This window comes from Legionella quateirensis (genome assembly GCF_001467955.1).
GTDB classification, from domain to species: domain Bacteria; phylum Pseudomonadota; class Gammaproteobacteria; order Legionellales; family Legionellaceae; genus Legionella; species Legionella quateirensis.
The window spans coordinates 137,281-156,027 of sequence record NZ_LNYR01000031.1; the positions used below are offsets into that span (position 1 = coordinate 137,281).

The following is an 18,747-nucleotide window of genomic DNA, read 5'->3' on the forward strand; positions in this document are numbered from 1 at the left end:
CCCTTAATGAGCAATGCCATACATGATTGATAATGACCGGCTCTGCACACTTCGGGCTATCATGCATAGTGTCTGTTATAAATGTAACAACATACCTTGTTCCGGTTTAATTAATTCTACGCCAATATCATTGTCCTGCGACAATTCATTCATAATCTGAATTACTGTATCTTCTTTCGAACCTGCAAAGTCACCTAATCCGGGTTTGATGTGAGTAACAACAACTGGTAATCCTCTTAGTGAGTTTCTTAAGTCTAAAGGATTAACCATCGTCGCTAAGCGGCGCAATTCAGACATAAATAAGCTTGGTTTTAAATGGCCAAATAATTTGTCGTCTGGCTGTGAGTTTACAAAGGAACACTCCAGCATGATGGCATGAAGCTGTTTTTTTCTAATGAGTGGTGCAATTTCTTTCCAAATATTCTCTATGTTTGTCGATTTTTCAATGCTATCAGGGCCAGTATCACCAAAATATAAAATATAATCAGTTTTATAAGCTATTAAAAAAGCGCTTGATGGCATTCCACTATGACTTAAAGGGAACGTTTTTACGCGCAGATCGGTATTTGGAATAGCCAGCCATTGCTGTAATGGCATAGATTGGTAATGCTGATAATTTAAGTGAGGAATTTCTCCTCGATCTCCAAAATTTCCCCAAACAGACCAATTAAAGATATGTTTTTGCAATGCTTCCATTGTCTCTTCGCGAGCCATAATCGTCTGCTGTTCTCGCAATTCAGGTTGTGCCATAACAAGACCGATAAGATGATCAAGATGTGCGTGAGAAATGAGGTATGCTGGAATATGGTTTTGCAGCAAATCTTTAATATTCTTATTGTGTACTGATTGTTTCTCGACCGCAGCTTCTAGCCCGTTCACTAAAGTCCCCCCATCAAGAGCTGTATAATTTTCACTCCCGATTTCTTTTAGTAAATACGCTGATAAATTTCCATCTTTCAGACCACCATAGACTCCAAGAGGGACGATTTCGAAGACGGGTGAGCAATAGGCTGCGTTGGACATCACAAATATACAAAGGGTTATAAAAAAATGACGCATGCTTAGATCCTTTAATTGATTTGAGTAAGTTTTTGAAATACTACACTATCCAGACTTACTCCAATCACCGTATTTATACGGTAAAAAATCGGCAGAAAATAGTATTAAAGCGATTTTATAATAGTTGCCTGGTTTAATCGTGCAGGGATGTGATGGTGATATCCATTTAACACTGCTTTTACCAGTATTTCAGCCTTATTTTTGCAATTCATCTTATTTTTAATGTTTTCTATATAAGACTCTATTGTACGTTTTGATAGAGAAAGCAAAGTGCCTATTTCTTTTGCGGTTTTACCTCGTATTAATAAAAAAACACATTCATACTCGCGGTTTGTTAATGCATATTTATTTTCATTGTCATTTAGTGTGTAATGATGACTGTTTATTTGCAGAGTTTCATCGTACTGTCTTAATATACGAAAAATTTCATCCTTAGGACATGGACGACAATAATAAATCAATCCCGCTACGTTATTGTTTGGGTCTGTTAATGGATTTTTTTCTAACAGGAATACTTCACCAGTCTTTGAATCCATATGCACAGTAGATACTTTTTTGCCATTTAATACAGACAAATCTTGCTGTTGGAACAGTTTATTTTCCTCAATTGACCAAGGTGAGAGTTCCTCATCTGTTTTACCGAAAAATTCTTCTGCATCACTAAACCCTTTAAGCTCCAGCAAGGCTTTGTTTGCGCCTAGATAATGACGATTTAAATCTTTCCAACCAATATAGCCAGGGAGATGATCAAGTAATGATATTTCAGGAACCAACATCAGGTCATATCCTTAATTTAGTAGATGGATTATTAGGGTGTGTCGAAAATTTAAAGGTATTTTGACAGACTTAGATATCTATATAAACAGTTTGAGTTTAATCAATGTTCAGCTTTAAAAACAAGTAGTTTAGTGTCCTATCTAAAGACGTGTAATAACGCTCCAAAATGATGCCTGTAGATGGCTTTGAATTCACGTGCTGGCAAGTTTTAAATAGTATTGTATCGTTCATAGATAAATTACAACGAAGTACTTATACAGCAGACATCAATACTCTTGTTGGAAATAGTGACAAACGGTTCACATTGATTAAATTATACTCTTTATGTATAATGAAATGCATTTATGCTTTAAGTCAGGAAATTACAAATTGGAATCTAAATTCGACCCATCAATACTAACTGATATCTCAAACTCACAACAGGACAATAGTGAGCAAACCAATGGACAAATTGAAAAAAAAAGAAAGAGAAATCCGCAGTTTTCACCAGTTAAAAAGTACAAAACAGAATTTGACGATAGGTGTACTAATGCACTAAACGCAATTGAGTTACAACACTCGCAAATTCGAGTTCCCGAATTTCTACACTCTAAATTTACTTCTGAACGTTTGATTGAAAAAGATAATATTGAGATGATCAAAACCAGAGTTTCTGCTGTCATTGAAATGGTAAAAAAACTTGGCGTCACTATGGTCAGTATTGATCAAAACATCTCTCTGACTAATTATAAAATTTTAGTTTCTGCTGAGCGATATTTCGTAATTTATCCTGCTGTAATGCATACAAAAGAGAATTTGGTAATGAGGCTTGGGCAAGATATGGATTCCGGTGCCTGGCATATAATCAAATCCTACACTATTTGTGATAAAAAATCTGTTGCCGAAATTGATGCTGAAATTGATATGTTAAAAACAGTGAATCAGTTTACTGTTTCTGTTGATGAGAACAGCCAGACTGTACATATAATCAAACCTTATATTTATGGGAAAGATCTTACTCAATGGCTCGATCTTGATTTGAATAAAAAAATTGAGATCTTTGTTTATGTCGCTGCAGCACTCAGTGAGTTGCATAAAAAAGGGATACTTCATTGTGATATTAAATTGTCCAATATTATCTATGATGACGTAATGAATACCGTAACTCTCATTGATTTCGATGTGGCGTTAAGAATGAATGATCAGAAAACCGCCAGAACAGATACCTTCCGTGGAACTTTTGGTCAGGTAGCTGTAGAGATATTTGGTAGCGACGGTACATATACTTATACGGATAAGACAGAAGTATATGCCTTGGGCAGAACAATGGAAGATTGGTTTAACTTAAATCAAGATGTTAGTTATTCGGATTTGAATTTCTTTAAATCACATTTGTCCCCACAACAATCAGAATTAAATTTATTAATAGGACAAACAATTCAAAACGATGCGTTGAAACGCCCTGATTTAAAACAAATCCGTGATGCGTTAATGCTCATTATGGATGTGGCTAATACCAAGACGGATGTTTTGGATGTGGCTATATAAAAAACGATATGATCACTGTTTGGAAAGTATGAATTCTTTATCTGGATAACGAAAATTACTGATGTGATTATTCGTCTCAGAAAAATTGCAATCTCCTTAAGCCGGATGCTTCATTGCAAGTATTGTGCTTCATCACAAGTATCGTGCACCATTGTAAGTATCGTGCACCATACGTAAGTATCGTGCCTTATTATAAGTACCGTCACCCTCCGCGAAGGCGGAGGGTCCAGGTATGGCAAGTCCAATAGATAAAAAGCATGGAAAACCGCATGCATTGAACCTATTAATCCAAAATGGATTGATTTGAACAATGATAGTTCTGATGAAAGTCATAAACTGGACCCCCCGCATTCGCGGAGGGTGACGGAGTTACGGAGGGTGACTGATGTGATTATTCGTTTCAGAAAAATAGCAATCCCCTGTAAGCATGGTTCGTCAATACAAACATCGTGCGTCAATACAAACATCGTGCGTCAATGCAAGCATTGTGCGTCATTGCAAGCATCGTGCTTCATTACAAGCGTCGTGCTTCATTGCAAGCATTGTGCGTCATTGCAAGCATTGTGCGTCATTGCAAGCATCGTGCTTCATTACAAGCGTCGTGCTTCATTGCAAGCATTGTGCTTCATTGCAAGCATTGTGCGTCATTGCAAGCATCGTGCTTCATTACAAGCGTCGTGCTTCATTGCAAGCATTGTGCTTCATTGTAAGCATTGTGCTTCATTGCAAGCATTGTGCTTCATTGTAAATATTGTGCTTCATTGTAAGCATTGTGCACCATTGTAAGTATCGTGCCTTATTATAAGTACCGTCACCCTCCGCGAAGGCGGAGGGTCCAGGTATGATAAGTTCAATTGAGAAAAAACATGTGGGTTTGGAAAAAAACTATTATTCTCTGCATTCGTAATTATTAACTTAAAGTTAATATATATTAACTATTACCTATATTTATTAATTAAAATTTAATTATTAAACTCTCCATATAGGTCATTACTAATGTATTGAGCACAATTAGAGAGAAAAACTGTTACGTCCTCTTCCAATAGTGAATTGTGGTAAAGAGTGTGTCCAGTGTTTTCGATAGCTCTTCCGCATTGCTCAAAGTGATGGCCACCTAAGTCTTTCTGGAGAGGTGCAATGGTTTACTTTCATATGATCTGGTTACTAAGCTATATTTCAATAGCTTCTTTTTCTGCGACAATTATTACTCCGGCATTACCTGATATTCAACGTCAGTTTGGTTTGCTCCAAGGTCAGGTGGAGTGGATGGTATCTGCTTTTCTGGTGGGGTATGTGATCGGCCAATTAATTTATGGCCCATTGGCTAATCGTTTTGGGCGTATTTTAGCATTACGTACGGGGCTGGCGATCAATATCCTGGGCATTATCCTGTGTCTTCTTGGTTTAAATCATCATTCATTTATAGTGTTACTCATCGGCCGATGGATTAGTGCTTTAGGGGCGGCAAGCGGATTGGCTTGTACTTTTATGTTAATTAATGAATGGCTTCCACCAGATCAAAGAAAAACAGCAACGGCCTATACCATATTATCTTTTACTTTAGGCATAGGAGTAGCGGTTATTCTGGGAGGCATCATCACAGAGTTCAGTCATTGGGAGTATTGTTTTTATCTGCTGCTCTGCCATGGGTTAATGATGTTCTATGGAACCAAAATATTCAGTGAGACCCTGAAAATCCCGCAAAAATTAAATTGGAACGTGATACTGAATGGTTATAAAGAGGCCTTATCATCAACTACATTAGTCATCTATTCATTAGTAGTTGGTCTTTGTTCTGCCATAGGATATTGCTTTTCTGCCTTGGGTCCGCAGATTGCGATTGATTTATTTCAATTAACACCTGCTGAGTATGGCTACTGGAATCTTTTAAATATGGCCGGTATGCTTGCTGGTGGATTGATTGTACGTCCGATGTTACAAAGGTGGGCTGCTGGAACAGTAGTTCTGATTGGTATGATAGGTACTGCTCTAGGTTTGGTTCCGTTATTTTTGATTAGCTGTGTCCAAAATCCTTCAGTTGCCTGGTTTTTCTCCAGCACGTTAACCTTGTATTTATTCAGTGGATTATTATTTGCGGGCGGTTCATTGATTGCATCAAACTCGGTTATTGATAAAGCCAGTGGAGCAGCCATGATGAGTTTTCTGAATATGGTGACGGCTACAGTTTCAGTAATTTGTTCAGGATTGGTCAGTTATAACCCTTTGATTGGTTTTATTAGTGTATTAGGTGGATTATGGATGATAGTGCTTTTTTTATTATCTATTCGAATCAGTCTGAATAAAAGAGTTGAATCGTGTTGATAGGGCTAGTCGTAGAATGATTGTGTTTGTAACGAAAACACAGACTTTATAGTCCAGTCTGTGTTTTCAGTGTAAGATGATTAAACTTTGATACACTGCCAATTTAGCATTCAGGCAGATTAACTGCTAAACCGCCCATAGACGTTTCTTTATAAATGCTTTGCATGTCCATGCCAGTCTGTTTCATGGTTTTAATCACTTTATCTAAAGAAATCTGATGCTGACCATCACCTATCAAAGCCATTCGTGTTGCATTAACTGCTTTAACTGAACCCATTGCATTACGTTCAATACAGGGTATTTGAACCAGACCCAGTACTGGATCGCAGGTCATGCCCAAATGATGTTCCATAGCAATTTCCGCAGCGTTTTCAACCTGGGCTACAGTACCACCCAAAACTGCGGTCAGGCCTGCAGCTGCCATTGAGGAAGCCACACCTACCTCACCCTGACATCCTACTTCTGCTCCAGAGATTGACGCACCAATTTTATAAAGTATGCCTATTGCTGCTGCTGTAAGAAAATAAATGTATACATCTTCATTACTCATTCTATCATGAGCCTGCTGACAATATTTTAAGACTGCTGGAATGATGCCTGCCGCACCATTTGTTGGCGCAGTCACTATGCGGCCTCCGGCGGCATTTTCTTCATTAACTGCCATGGCGTAGAGATTTAAGTGGTTCATAATGTCTGATTGTTCGAATATGCTTTTGACACCCTTTTGATCCATGAGTTTTTTATAGAGATCCGGAGCACGTCTTTTTAAATTAAGTCCACCGGGTAAGATTCCATCATGTTTGCAACCGCTTGCGATGCAATCATCCATCACTTTGGCAATAGCTAAAATTCCTTGTTGAATTTCTTCAGTACTTCTCCAGGTTTTTTCATTAGCCATCATTAATTCAGCTATGGTCAGGTTGTTGGACTGACATAAATTGAGTAACTGCTCTGCTGTAGAGAATGGGTAGGGGGGTGGATCGGTATCTTCGCCGGGTTTGTTAAACTCTTCTTCAGTAGTGATAAATCCACCACCAATTGAGTAATAAACTTGATTGATTAGTAGATTTCCCTGATCATCAAAAGCTGAAAATCGCATTCCGTTAGTATGCTTGGGCAGTAATTCTTTTTGTAAAAATAAAAAGTCAGTTGCTTCGTTAAATGAAATATTTTTCTTTCCGCCCAAATTAAGGGTATGGGAATTTAGAATCTCATGCATGCGAGGTATCATGGATTCCGGTTTAACAGTTTCGGGTGCTTTATTTTCAAGTCCGTTCAGAATGGCTTTATCTGTACCATGACCTTTACCTGTTAGAGCCAATGATCCATATAATTCAACCTTGATTCTCTGAGTTTTTTCAAAAAGGTTGCGTTCTTCCAATAATAACAAAAAAGCATTGGCTGCAGACATGGGACCGACAGTATGTGAACTTGAAGGACCAATTCCAATCGAAAACAAATCGAATACACTGATGTTCATACTATTTATATCTCTTGTTCTAATTAGTGCCAAGTGTAGAAGGATATTATCTGTTTGTCTATTTGTAATTAAATCATTGGTAATGACTGGTAATTTTACGCGAATTTAGGCAGAATGAATGGGCTATTTTACAATGTTCTATATCTTTCTAATTCAATTAGGGAAGATATGTACTTAAGAAAGACTAAAAGGGGATTGTTTATGAAGATGAAATTGGTCACTGCGGCCGTCTTGGGGCTGGCAATGTCTACTGCAATGGCAACCGATGCCACATCCTTACCTACAGACAAAGATAAATTGTCATACAGTATTGGTGCTGATTTAGGAAAGAATTTCAAAAATCAGGGTATTGATGTAAACCCAGAGGCATTAGCTAAAGGTATGCAAGATGGTATGAGTGGAGCTCAATTGATCTTGACCGAACAGCAAATGAAAGATGTTCTTAATAAATTCCAAAAAGATTTAATGGCTAAACGTACATCGGAATTTAACAAGAAAGCAGAAGAAAACAAATCAAAAGGCGAAGCGTTTTTAACTGAAAATAAAAGTAAAACCGGTGTTGTAGTATTGCCAAGCGGTTTGCAATATAAAATTATAGATGCTGGTACAGGTGCTAAACCCGGTAAATCAGATACTGTAACTGTAGAATATACTGGTCGATTGATTGATGGCACTGTATTTGACAGTACTGAAAAAACAGGAAAACCAGCAACATTCCAGGTATCACAAGTAATTCCTGGATGGACTGAAGCATTACAATTAATGCCTGCTGGATCTACCTGGGAAATTTATGTTCCTGCATCTCTGGCTTATGGCCCACGTAGTGTTGGTGGACCTATTGGACCAAATGAAACTTTAATTTTTAAAATTCATTTGATTTCAGTTAAAAAATCCGCGTCTTAATTAATAGTTTATTCACCCTGAATTCTTATGTTCAGGGTGAACTCTGTTCCTCATTTACTTCGCTTCGAGATATCTAAATAATGAACAAACGTCTCTTTATCGTTTTCATTTTAGGTTTTTCCTCAGGTCTTCCCATGGCTTTAATCAGCAGTACTTTACAAGCCTGGTATGCTTATAGTGGGATGTCGGTACTGGTAACAGGTTCTTTAAGCCTGGTGAGCCTTCCTTATGCCTATCGAATCTTCTGGGGACCAATTTTAGATCGTTATTCATTATTTGATCTGGGAAAAAGGCGTAGCTGGATCCTGACCATGCAATTTTTATTGTTGGTGGGATTTAATCTTATGGCCTGGTTTACTCCAGAACAGTATCCTAAAGTTTTAGCTTTTCTGGCTTTGATACTAGCGTGTTTTTCTGCGACTCAGGATGTTGCGATTGATGCACACAGGGCTGAATATCTCCCTGTATCGGAACACGCCCTAGGTGCTTCCCTGGCTGTTTTTGGATACCGAGTGGCCTTATTACTGTCCGGTGGTTTAGCCTTGATCATGGCAGGACATTTTGGTTGGGCATTTACCTACCGATTTATGGGCTTCGTTATGATAATAGGCATGGCTGCTACTCTGTTCAGTCAAGAGCCTTCCGCTGAAATTCAAGAAAAAACCAATTTTGCGCTTTCTTTTATTGCTCCAATTAAGGAGTTGTTTGGTCGCCCTAAAATAATATATCTTTTGATGTTTGTCTTTTGTTATAAATTAGGTGAAGCCTTTACCACTACAACCAGTGGTATTGTAATGCCATTTTTAATTCAGGGTTTGGGGTTTTCTCTGGATACTATTGGTTATATTAATAAGATGCTGGGAATTGGTTCCATATTGCTTGGAGGATTAACAGCGGGATACATTTTACTGCACAGTTCTCTTTATCGTTCTTTGTTATTTTTTGGATTGCTGCAAGCGATTACCAATGTATTTTTTGTGGCATTGGCCATGATTGGAAAAAATACTGTTTTATTAGCGGTCGCTGTGGTGTCAGATAATTTTGCAGCAGGTATGGGATCCACAGCTTTGGTTGCATTATTCATGCGTTTAGTGAATAAACAATTTACTGGCACTCAATTTTCCATTCTGGTTGCTTTGTCGACCTTACCAAGGATCATTTCAGGTCCTATAGCAGCAAGTATTCAACTGAATATAGGCTGGGTTGGTTTATATCAATTATCCATTATATTCGCATTGGCGTTTATACCTTTCCTTATATTAATCAAAGATCAGACAAATGGTAATCAACCACAACCGGTGCTATTGGATAAAGAAGAGGGATTGAAGGCTGTAAGGGAATAATTCTTACAAAGTATAGATCCGGTTTTTTGTATATAGATACTTAATCTTTGCGCCTAATGTTCAGCGTACTACGATCAGCCCTTCTCCCGTGCAAGTAACTTGAATATCCGATGTAGCCTGGGAGTAGGCCCAAAGGGCCGTATCCCAGGTTTACATTCTAGTCACCATCATTCTCCAAATTGATGTTATGTCATTTTTACGCTTTCCTTGAATAAATTTTTATATATTACGGCTTGATCTGATGACTTCGTAAAAGGTAATGAAAAAATGTAAACCTGGGATACGGCCCTTTGGGCCTACTCCCAGGCTACGCCTGAAATTCAAATTGTTTAAGCAGGAGAGGGCGTCTGAATTGACGCATGATGTACGTTAAGCACATGAAATGAAGCTTGAGTGTCTTGAAATAGATTTAGGTATTTTGATTAAGATGTATTATTTTCGAATACACTAAAAGGGTTAAAGCTAGAATAAGAAATAAATTGCGAGCTGTTGTGAACCAATGAGAGCTGTTGTAAAAAGAATCATTGGTACCGAGGGTCGGACTCGAACCGACACGATGTCACCATCACCGGATTTTGAATCCGGCGCGTCTACCAATTCCGCCACCCCGGCACGCGCGGTCATTATAACAAAGATAGCGAGACTAACAATGGATTTCAGAAAATTATTTAACTGGAATTTGAACTCTTCATATTTTTTGTCTGTATCTGGTTTATTTTTTGATAATTTGTAGAAAAAATAATTGATTTTGAGCATTGTGTATACGCATTTTCTGATTCAGGTTTCTTAATCCAATTTGACATTTTGAATCACTTAATTAAATAATGGCCTAAAATATGAGTTATAGTTGAATTTCAGCGTGTTGAATGAGGTATGTATGAATAAGTACGGCTCTTTTGTTTTAGGAATTGCTTTGTTCACTTTTAGTGTTGCAGGTTATAGTACCCATTGCCCTGATCCAAATACAACCTCTTTAAAGTGGGGAGTTCCACCTTCTCCCTGGGTAGAAAACCCTTTTTCACCGAACAAACCACAAGGTGAGGAAAATACGCGATTTGTAAAAGCAAATATTCTTGTTGCACGATATGGACAGGGCGTAACCTGTACTTATAGAAACTCTGCAGGTGATTATTCTATCTGGTGGCAGGTATTGACAAAAATTCCAGCCCGCTCTGACAATAGCTGGATAGATACCTTGGGTGGTTATGTCTGTACTCAAGGTTTAACTGAATGTCAGTTTTATGTTGCAGATACTTCCGAAAATTAATCCATAGGGGGTGATTTGTAATCACTTTAGCCTGTGACTATACTTAATTTGGATATAATCCTGTTGGAATCTAAATGAGGGAATAAGTTGTGGATGATATAGATGATGGAAGCAATTTGAAACCTGGTGAATTGGACAAGTCAGATTCTGCGAAACATCGTATGGACGAGCTTTCTTCCAAAGATGAAGCGTTTAAAGCACTGGTTCTGCGTAAGCTTGTTGATATAAGAGATAAAGAGATACAACCTCAGTTATATGACAAGGATCGCCCCGAACGAAACCCACATATTCAAAGAGCAAACTTTATTTACGCCTTGATATTTAAGGTTAAAGATGACTTTAGAGCGCCAAACGATGTAATGAAGTTTATTTTGGAACTGGAAGACAAGTATCCACTGGCTGTTCCAACAATTGATGAAGTTAAAGAGATGTTGGGATCATTACATGTGACATGATGAATCAACATTTAACTTATTTTAAAGCAGTAAGTAAGCAGGGCATACACGCATTATTATCGCATACACCATTGCTTAATTTTAGAATGGAACAGATTTTTTTCAAACTAAATCCGGTCTTCTGTAATGTTAATCATCATTTCCAGAGCCTTCTTTGCATTATCTATTACCCATTGCTGATCATTGACCGGGAGTCTGTTTCTGGTTCCCGTAAATTCGTTGACAACATCACCGGCTTTAACTTCGTTATAAGCCATGTTTTTACCTTGGCGCAGTAGATCAACGAGGGCAACCAAATGAGGGGGATCATTACGTGACATGGTGGCGCAACCACAGCCTATGCCCTTTTCCTCATCTTTTTTAGGAGCCTCTGCCAGATTAACTACTTCAATTCCCAGTCCTTTACAATATTGTTTTAGGTTGGCTACCATATGATTTTCTGTGCCTATGGCATAACGTTTGGTTCCTGCTCTGTCATTTACTACTTGATCCCATATAAATGCCGTAGAACCGGAATATTGGGCTACTCGTATGACCGAATTACGGCATTCTGGATGCACTATGGTGGTGTAGCCATTTTCCTGCCAGTAGCCACACATTTCTGGTTGATAATGTGTATGTACCGCACATTCGCTGGCAAATAAAATTAATTCCGCTTTATCAAATTGATCCAGAGTCTTTTTGTCTTGATCCGGCAGCGAGTAGCGAGCACCTGCTGTTCCACCAGGCCAATAAGCAAGATTTTTAATTCCTAACCAGTAGGCTACATTTTCACCCATATGTTGATCGGGTATAAACAGGATTTTTTTGTTTTGCTTTTGTGCCCATTGGAATATTTTTTTAACATTAGAACTGGTACAAACTGCTCCGCCTTGTGCTCCAGTCATGGCTTTTACGCGGCCTGAAGTGTTCATGTAACAAACCGGGATAATATTCTCCGCACCATAACGTTCATTTAAATCGATAAAGGCAGGTTCTACCATAAAATCTTTGGCAAGCATTTCCATGGTGCATCCTGATTTGGGATTGGTAATGTAAACATGCTGTGATTTGTTGGCCAGAATACTGATGGATTCAGCCATAAAATGTACTGCGGATTCAATGATGACTGATTTTTCAGGATGATTGGCTGCCATAAGCGCTAACTGATAGGAATCGCCAATTTTGCCGCCGAATTGTTCGATTAAACGAACAATATCTCCACCCATGTAATAATGAGCGAGAAGGAGCATTTTATCGCCGAAATGATCCTGTGCTTTCTTAAGATAGGGTTTCATCCACTCCAAGACAGTGGTCAGCTTTCGATCTGGCAGCGCCTGATATTCTTCGGCATAGGGTATAAAATCTTCCTGGTACCAGTCTATTGGGTAATCATTTTGGCAAATGCTCATATCATTGCGTATGTGCATCAAGGTCGTTTCTGGTTGGTAAATAGTCGAATTTTTAAACATTAAATCTACCTCTAAAATTATTGGGTACACACATCATTAAATCCGGGAATTTCGTCATCCTGAACGCAGTGAAGGGTCTCAAAATGCAGGCACAGAACCATGTTCAGGGGTATCCTCATTGCATTCGGGATGACGTCTCCTGAGGCTATTGAGAAGTTACCAACTTTTGCGAGGATCCCTCAGGAACACGTTGTGAGACGTCAAAACCGTTAACACACTCTAGCCTAATGCATTATCTACTGGTCCCAGTTTGGCAATACTTTCCTGGGCTTTTAAATTTTTGCCTGGGAAATCTTCTCGATAATGGCCTCCACGGGATTCCCTTCGTGCTAAAGCTGCTCTGACAATTAACTCTGCATTAAGTATTATATTTCTTAATTCGATGAAGTCTCGGGTAATACAATGTTTCCAGTAATATTCTTCAATAATTTTCTTACGCTTCATTATTAATTGTAGTAGATCTTGAAGTCCTGCTTCAGTACGCACTATTCCTGCATAGGAAGTCATTTCACCCCGTAACCCTCTCCATTGAGCATTAATCTGACTTGCGCGTCTGGCGTTAACTTCACCAGGTGAGCTCCAGTTCGGTACACTATCAATTGATTTAATTGGAGATGCGATGTCTTTTAGAGTGCATCGTGCCGCATTGGAGCCCATGACCAGAGCTTCTAGCAGGGAATTGCTTGCCAGACGATTGGCACCATGAAGCCCGGTAAAAGCCACTTCGCCTATAGCATATAAACGTTTCAGGTCCGTACGTCCATCAACGTCTGTTAATACTCCTCCGCATTGGTAATGTGCCGCAGGTACTACAGGGATCATATCCTGACTCATTTCTATGCCTATAGACAATAAAGTCGTGTAGATCTGGGGAAATCGTTTTTGCAGGAAGGATTTGCTCTGGTGAGTAATGTCCAGATACACATATCCTGCCTGGCTTTGTTCAATTTCACTAAAAATTGCTCTGGCAACAACGTCCCTGGTAGCCAGTTCCATTTGTTCAGGTGCATACTTCTTCATGAAACGTTCGCCTGTTTCAGGATTTTTGAGTAAAGCTCCTTCACCGCGTACCGCTTCAGAGATTAAAAAATTATTCAAAGAGTGATGATGGAGAAGGGTAGGATGAAATTGATAGAACTCCATATTGCCTACTCGTGCTCCCGCTCTATAAGCCATGGCCACACCATCACCTGTGGCAACCATGGGGTTGGTTGTATAACGGTATGTTTTACCTGCGCCTCCAGTAGCCAAAATCACGCAATTAGCCAAAAAGGTATGGATACGATTGTGATGACAATCCAAAATATAAGCGCCTAAAACCTCACCTTGATTGTCCGTTCGGTGTGGAAGGTATTGAGTAATTAAATTGACAGCTACATGATGCTCAAAAAAATCAATTTGATTGTGGTGTCGTGCTAATTGATTCAAGGTTTGAGTAACGGTTAAACCGGTTTGATCTCCGCAATTGAAAATGCGTCTGTGCGAATGTCCGCCTTCTTTCGCCAGATTAAATTCACCATTTTTGTCCTGTTTGAATTTAACCGCATAGTGACCCAATTGCTTAATTATGTCTGGTCCCTGGCGAATAATAAATTCTACAGCTGGCTGATAACATAAACCATCACCAGCAAGGAGGGTATCAGAAATATGTGATTCAAGTGAATCCTCTGGGGAAAAAGCAGCAGCTATTCCTCCTTGTGCATAACGGCTATTGCATTCAATTGATTCCGCTTTACTGATTAACGCGATCTTTAATTGAGGCTGGATTGCCAATATTTGCAGGCAATAATGCAATCCAGCGAGTCCGGTTCCTATAACAAGAACATCGTATTTAAAGGTTTGCCCTTGTTGTGATAGGGTATCGCTCATGAAAATGCCTTAACTAACTGTGTAGCCAGACCTGTATAAGTTTCTGGGGTCAGGCAGGAGAGTTGCGCCTTCGCCTCCTTGGGAATGGACAGATTATTGATAAAATGTTTCAGACTTTCCGCATCAATACCTTGACCACGAGTCAGTGTTTTTAATTGTTCGTAAGCATCAGGAACATTATAACGACGCATTACGGTTTGCACTGCTTCTGCCAGAACTTCCCAATTCGAATTTAAATCTTCTTCAAGGGCAGTTTTATTAATTTGTAATTTATCGTTGCCTTTAGTGATGGAATAATAGGCAATTAAGCTGTAAGAAAAAGCCACGCCTAAATTACGTAATACGGTAGAGTCAGACAAGTCTCTTTGTAAACGTGATTGGGTCAGTTTATTGGCGAAATGGATGAACAGGGCGTTGGCAAGACCAAGATTTCCCTCTGCATTTTCAAAATCAATAGGATTCACTTTATGAGGCATTGTCGAAGAGCCTACTTCGGCGGCAATCGTTTTCTGTTTAAAATAACCCAGGGAAATATAACTCCAGATGTCTTGGGTGAAATCGAGTAGTATATTATTAATTCGCACCATGATTTGCGATACTTCAGCGATGCCGTCATGGGGTTCAATCTGGGTCGTGTAGGGATTGAACGACAAGCCGAATGAAGTGACGAAATTAGCACAATGTTTGCGCCAGTCAACATCCGGGTATGCAATAAGATGAGCATTGTAGTTACCTACTGCGCCATTGAACTTTCCAGGGATCAGAACTTCTGCTAATTGTTGCTGAGGTCGTTTAAGCCTGGCTACGAAATTTACCAGCTCTTTACCCATAGTAGTTGGCGTTGCGGGTTGGCCATGTGTTCTGGATAACATCGCAGCATCACAGTGCTGTTTGCCAAGCAGAGTGATACTTCCCATAATTTCAGCCAGAGTAGGTTGAATTACCTGGGCAATTGCTTGTTTCACCATTAGAGCATAGGCTAAATTATTGATGTCTTCAGAGGTACAGGCAAAATGAATGAATCCAATGATCGATTTAAGCTGCTCCTGATTCTGGAACTTGTCTTTTAAATAATACTCAATGGCTTTTACATCATGATTCGTCTGTCTTTCAAATTCTTTAATTTTTCCAGCTTCTGATTCATTGAAATTTTCAATAAGAGCGGATAAAAACGCTTTTGAGTTCGCGTTTAATGAGGGTACTTCGGGAATGGCCTCGTTTGCTGCCAAAGATTCAAGCCAGCGAATTTCAACCATCAACCGGTAATAAGTTAACGCAAATTCACTAAAATAAGGACTTAATGATCTTGTTTTATTTATATAACGACCATCTATGGGGGAGATTGCGTTTAAAGCTGAAAGTGTCATAGGTAGCCTACCCAATTAAGAAAGCATATATAATATTAGATGCGGGGCAAGATGTGAATTAAAGTGAGAAATTTTATATCAAAATTAACACATTTTTGTTCCATGTGCGTATAATAGTCACAAATTCTAATAAGTTGGCTCAATTTTTATGAAAACTATCATTGAATCCTACCAGGCTGGGTTATTTCAAAAAAAATATTGGTTACAAAATATTGTTTCTGGATTAATCGTTGGTGTGGTTGCTTTGCCCCTTGCAATGGCTTTTGCCATAGCTTCTGGAGCAAAGCCAGAACAGGGTTTGTATACCGCTATCGTCGCGGGTCTGGTTGTCTCGATCATGGGGGGCAGTCGGTTGCAGATTGCCGGTCCTACTGGTGCATTTATTGTAGTGCTTGCCGGGATTACTTCCAAATATGGAATCTCAGGATTGCAAATTGCCACATTGATGGCTGGTTTTATGTTGTTGTTCTTTGGTCTTGCACGACTGGGTGGAATAATTAAATTCATACCCAGTCCCGTAATTATTGGATTTACCTCGGGGATTGCTGTAGTCATTTGGGTAGGACAGTGGCAATATTTTTTTGGATTACCTACAACAACTGGCGCACATTTTCATGAAAAATTGTGGCACCTGATCCAATCGTTTCCGCAATTAAACATACCTACAGCAGTATTGGGATTATGTTCTTTATGCATGGTTATTTTTTCCAACAGGATTCCCGGATTAAAACGTGTTCCAGGTCCATTGATTGCTTTGGTAATCGCAACGGTTCTGCAATCTATATTTCATTTTGAAAGTGTTGCCACTATAGGAAGCATGTTTGGTGGGATTCCTCAGGGTTTACCTACTTTTGAATTGCCTTCAATTAATCTGGATCGAATTATAGAACTGGTAGGTCCAGCTTTTACCATTGCCATGCTTGGCGCGATTGAATCATTGTTGTCAGCTGTTGTTGCTGATGGTATGTCTGGAACACAACATAACTCCAATCGAGAGTTGGTTGGACAAGGATTAGCAAATATCCTGACGCCTTTGTTTGGTGGATTTGCAGCAACTGGAGCCATCGCGCGTACAGCTACCAATATTCGCAATGGTGGAAACAGTCCTTTATCAGGAATAATTCATGCGGTGACTTTGATATTAATTATATTGTTTTTAGCGCCATTGGCCGTAAATGTGCCCCTCGCTGCGCTTGCGGCTATTTTATTCGTAGTTGCCTGGAATATGAGTGAAGTCCATCATTTCGTTAAAATCATCAAATTGGCACCAAGAACGGACGTCGTGATATTACTTGTAACCTTTATTTTAACTGTGTTTGTCGATTTAGTTGTTGCGGTGAATATTGGAGTTATCATTGCTATTCTGCTCTTTATGCGCCAAATGGCCTTGGGTGTGGAAGTACAGCAAATGTCTCAGGCTGAGTTGTCTCAAGAATTGGTACAGCAGAATATTGCCGAGTTACCTCCTGGAGTATTGGTTTATGCGATAGACGGACCATTTTTCTTTGGCGCTGTAGAAATATTTCAACGCGCATTGGCATTCACCCATACTGATCCACGAATTTTAATTATTAGAATGCGATGGGTACCCTTCATGGACGTTACCGGTTTGCAAACTCTTGAGGAAGTGATCGCAGGCTTACAGCAACGTGGAGTACGAGTTATTTTAACTGGTGCAAATGATTCTGTTGAAGAAAAATTACGTAAAATTGGTGTCCTCAAAATGATTGGGGAACATAATTTCTTTAAAGATTTCTCCAAAGCTCTTGCTGCATGCCATGTGAATTTACCCAATTCTAGGAATCAGGATAAATATGATGTTTCGGGTAAAATTTCTGAGGTAGAGGTGGGTACCTAGGAACTGTAATACAATAACTCGAATGAACAAGGGCGCTTTGCGCCCTTGTTGTTTAACCATCCATCGATTTGAATTGATTGATTATATTCCCAGAGACATGCTGATAGGAATTTAAAGATAAAGCTTCATGAAGTTCACTAAAATTTATGCCCTCCAAGGGAATCACTCTAAGATTGGCCTCATTGACACTACGGAAATAAATGGTTCTTGTACCTATATCAAAAACCATGCTCAATTGAGTAGGCGAGGAAGTTCCTGGCGCCTGTGCGACTTGCCCCAAACCGTTGAACGCGTAAGCAATATGTTCTTCATTCGCTATATAGCCGGGTAACTTTTTGAGGTAATGTGCGGCTCGTACAAAGCGTGATTTTGAATCATATCCTCCGGGAAGCGGTTTATCGCCACCGAAGTCACCATACTCATCAAGAGAGGCTAGTGCTGAAGCATAGTCGATGTTGGTTACCACGGGAGGTATTAAATTGTCCTGATTATGAATGACCAATTCGCCATTTAAATATTCAAGAACAGCTGATTTACCTTCCGCATCATTTATAATCAGATGAAGATTCATAGCCACATTGCGGTAGGTATTGGGAAGTAACTGATAGTTGGAACTGTCATCAAGTACTTCCTGCACAGTTTGGAAATTATCTAAAATATATTGTACCCATTCGGACGTGCTTAAAGTAGGTTTATCGCCACTGACTGAATAACGTGAGGAGCTCAGAATAAGAGCTGACGCTGTAAGGCCCTTTTCATTCATCCCATCGGCAGCAGGTCCTGGTTTAAAGCGATTTCCACCATGAAAAACGACACTTCCGTAACGGCTTTTCCAAATTAGGGGATGATATTCATGACTGTTAACATTGGAAACCATCAGTGTATCGCGTGGATGAATAACTACTGTCCCTTCTCTGTATTTCCAGTCTAAATTGACTGCAACAGTAGCGGGCTTGTTTTTGTTAAAGACCAAGGCAGAACAGGCTACGCTGGAAAAGGAAATCGTATTTAAAGATAAGGCAACAGACATGAGTGCTATACGTTTAAACATTGTAACGTCCTTGTGATT

At 39.3% G+C, this 18,747-nt stretch carries 14 protein-coding genes and 1 tRNA gene; 7 read left to right on the forward strand and 8 right to left on the reverse strand.

The features are described 5' to 3' along the window. Positions 1-75: 75 nt before the first annotated feature. Together Lqua_RS10255 and Lqua_RS10260 are read right to left on the reverse strand one after the other, a co-directional pair. The gene (locus Lqua_RS10255) at positions 76-1,059 is read right to left on the reverse strand and encodes an MBL fold metallo-hydrolase (protein WP_058474187.1); all 984 of its coding nucleotides are present in this window, start codon (positions 1,057-1,059) and stop codon (positions 76-78) included. A 104-nt stretch (positions 1,060-1,163) separates the two neighbouring features. Then, positions 1,164-1,835 (reverse strand): helix-turn-helix transcriptional regulator, encoded by a 672-nt coding sequence (locus tag Lqua_RS10260; RefSeq protein WP_058474188.1) that lies wholly within the window; start codon positions 1,833-1,835, stop codon positions 1,164-1,166. A 370-nt stretch (positions 1,836-2,205) separates the two neighbouring features. Between Lqua_RS10260 and Lqua_RS10265 the strand changes: the two genes are divergently transcribed. Together Lqua_RS10265 and Lqua_RS10270 are read left to right on the forward strand one after the other, a co-directional pair. After that, entirely contained in the window at positions 2,206-3,363 is a 1,158-nt protein-coding gene (locus Lqua_RS10265; protein ID WP_162264400.1) for a protein kinase domain-containing protein, read from the forward strand. A gap of 1,137 nt (positions 3,364-4,500) precedes the next feature. Then, positions 4,501-5,685, forward strand: a complete 1,185-nt coding sequence (locus tag Lqua_RS10270; RefSeq protein ID WP_058474190.1) for an MFS transporter — start codon at positions 4,501-4,503, stop codon at positions 5,683-5,685. Positions 5,686-5,788: 103 nt separating this feature from the next. On the opposite strand, the gene Lqua_RS10275 is transcribed toward Lqua_RS10270, so the two are convergent. Then, complete coding sequence (locus Lqua_RS10275) at positions 5,789-7,165, reverse strand: L-serine ammonia-lyase (protein ID WP_058474191.1); 1,377 nt, start codon at positions 7,163-7,165, stop codon at positions 5,789-5,791. 201 nt (positions 7,166-7,366) lie between these two features. On the opposite strand from Lqua_RS10275, the gene Lqua_RS10280 reads away from it, so the two are divergent. Together Lqua_RS10280 and Lqua_RS10285 are read left to right on the forward strand one after the other, a co-directional pair. Continuing rightward, positions 7,367-8,068, forward strand: a complete 702-nt coding sequence (locus Lqua_RS10280) for a BamJ family beta-barrel-assembly machinery protein (protein ID WP_058474192.1) — start codon at positions 7,367-7,369, stop codon at positions 8,066-8,068. Positions 8,069-8,148: 80 nt separating this feature from the next. Continuing rightward, positions 8,149-9,411 carry an AmpG family muropeptide MFS transporter gene (locus tag Lqua_RS10285; protein ID WP_058474193.1) on the forward strand — a complete coding sequence of 421 codons (1,263 nt, stop codon included), beginning with the start codon at positions 8,149-8,151 and terminating at the stop codon, positions 9,409-9,411. A 525-nt stretch (positions 9,412-9,936) separates the two neighbouring features. Here the strand turns inward: Lqua_RS10285 and Lqua_RS10290 are convergent. Continuing rightward, positions 9,937-10,023, reverse strand: a tRNA-Leu gene (locus Lqua_RS10290). A 265-nt stretch (positions 10,024-10,288) separates the two neighbouring features. Between Lqua_RS10290 and Lqua_RS10295 the strand changes: the two genes are divergently transcribed. Together Lqua_RS10295 and Lqua_RS10300 are read left to right on the forward strand one after the other, a co-directional pair. Further along, positions 10,289-10,678 carry a DUF3757 domain-containing protein gene (locus Lqua_RS10295; RefSeq protein WP_058474194.1) on the forward strand — a complete coding sequence of 130 codons (390 nt, stop codon included), beginning with the start codon at positions 10,289-10,291 and terminating at the stop codon, positions 10,676-10,678. 89 nt (positions 10,679-10,767) lie between these two features. Then, positions 10,768-11,133, forward strand: a complete 366-nt coding sequence (locus Lqua_RS10300) for a hypothetical protein (RefSeq protein WP_058474195.1) — start codon at positions 10,768-10,770, stop codon at positions 11,131-11,133. Between the two features lie 107 nt (positions 11,134-11,240). On the opposite strand, the gene nadA is transcribed toward Lqua_RS10300, so the two are convergent. The 3 genes from nadA to purB all read right to left on the reverse strand — a co-directional run bounded on the left by nadA (position 11,241) and on the right by purB (position 15,820). After that, positions 11,241-12,584 (reverse strand): quinolinate synthase NadA, encoded by a 1,344-nt coding sequence (gene nadA, locus Lqua_RS10305; protein ID WP_058474196.1) that lies wholly within the window; start codon positions 12,582-12,584, stop codon positions 11,241-11,243. A gap of 219 nt (positions 12,585-12,803) precedes the next feature. Next, the gene (gene nadB / locus Lqua_RS10310) at positions 12,804-14,453 is read right to left on the reverse strand and encodes an L-aspartate oxidase (protein ID WP_058474197.1); all 1,650 of its coding nucleotides are present in this window, start codon (positions 14,451-14,453) and stop codon (positions 12,804-12,806) included. Beyond that, positions 14,450-15,820 (reverse strand): adenylosuccinate lyase, encoded by a 1,371-nt coding sequence (purB, locus tag Lqua_RS10315; protein ID WP_058474198.1) that lies wholly within the window; start codon positions 15,818-15,820, stop codon positions 14,450-14,452. Before purB ends, nadB begins: the two co-directional genes overlap by 4 nt. 148 nt (positions 15,821-15,968) lie before the next feature. On the opposite strand from purB, the gene Lqua_RS10320 reads away from it, so the two are divergent. Next, positions 15,969-17,678, forward strand: a complete 1,710-nt coding sequence (locus Lqua_RS10320; RefSeq protein ID WP_058474199.1) for a SulP family inorganic anion transporter — start codon at positions 15,969-15,971, stop codon at positions 17,676-17,678. A gap of 52 nt (positions 17,679-17,730) precedes the next feature. On the opposite strand, the gene Lqua_RS10325 is transcribed toward Lqua_RS10320, so the two are convergent. Next, entirely contained in the window at positions 17,731-18,729 is a 999-nt protein-coding gene (locus Lqua_RS10325; protein WP_058474200.1) for a linear amide C-N hydrolase, read from the reverse strand. Positions 18,730-18,747: the final 18 nt, after the last annotated feature.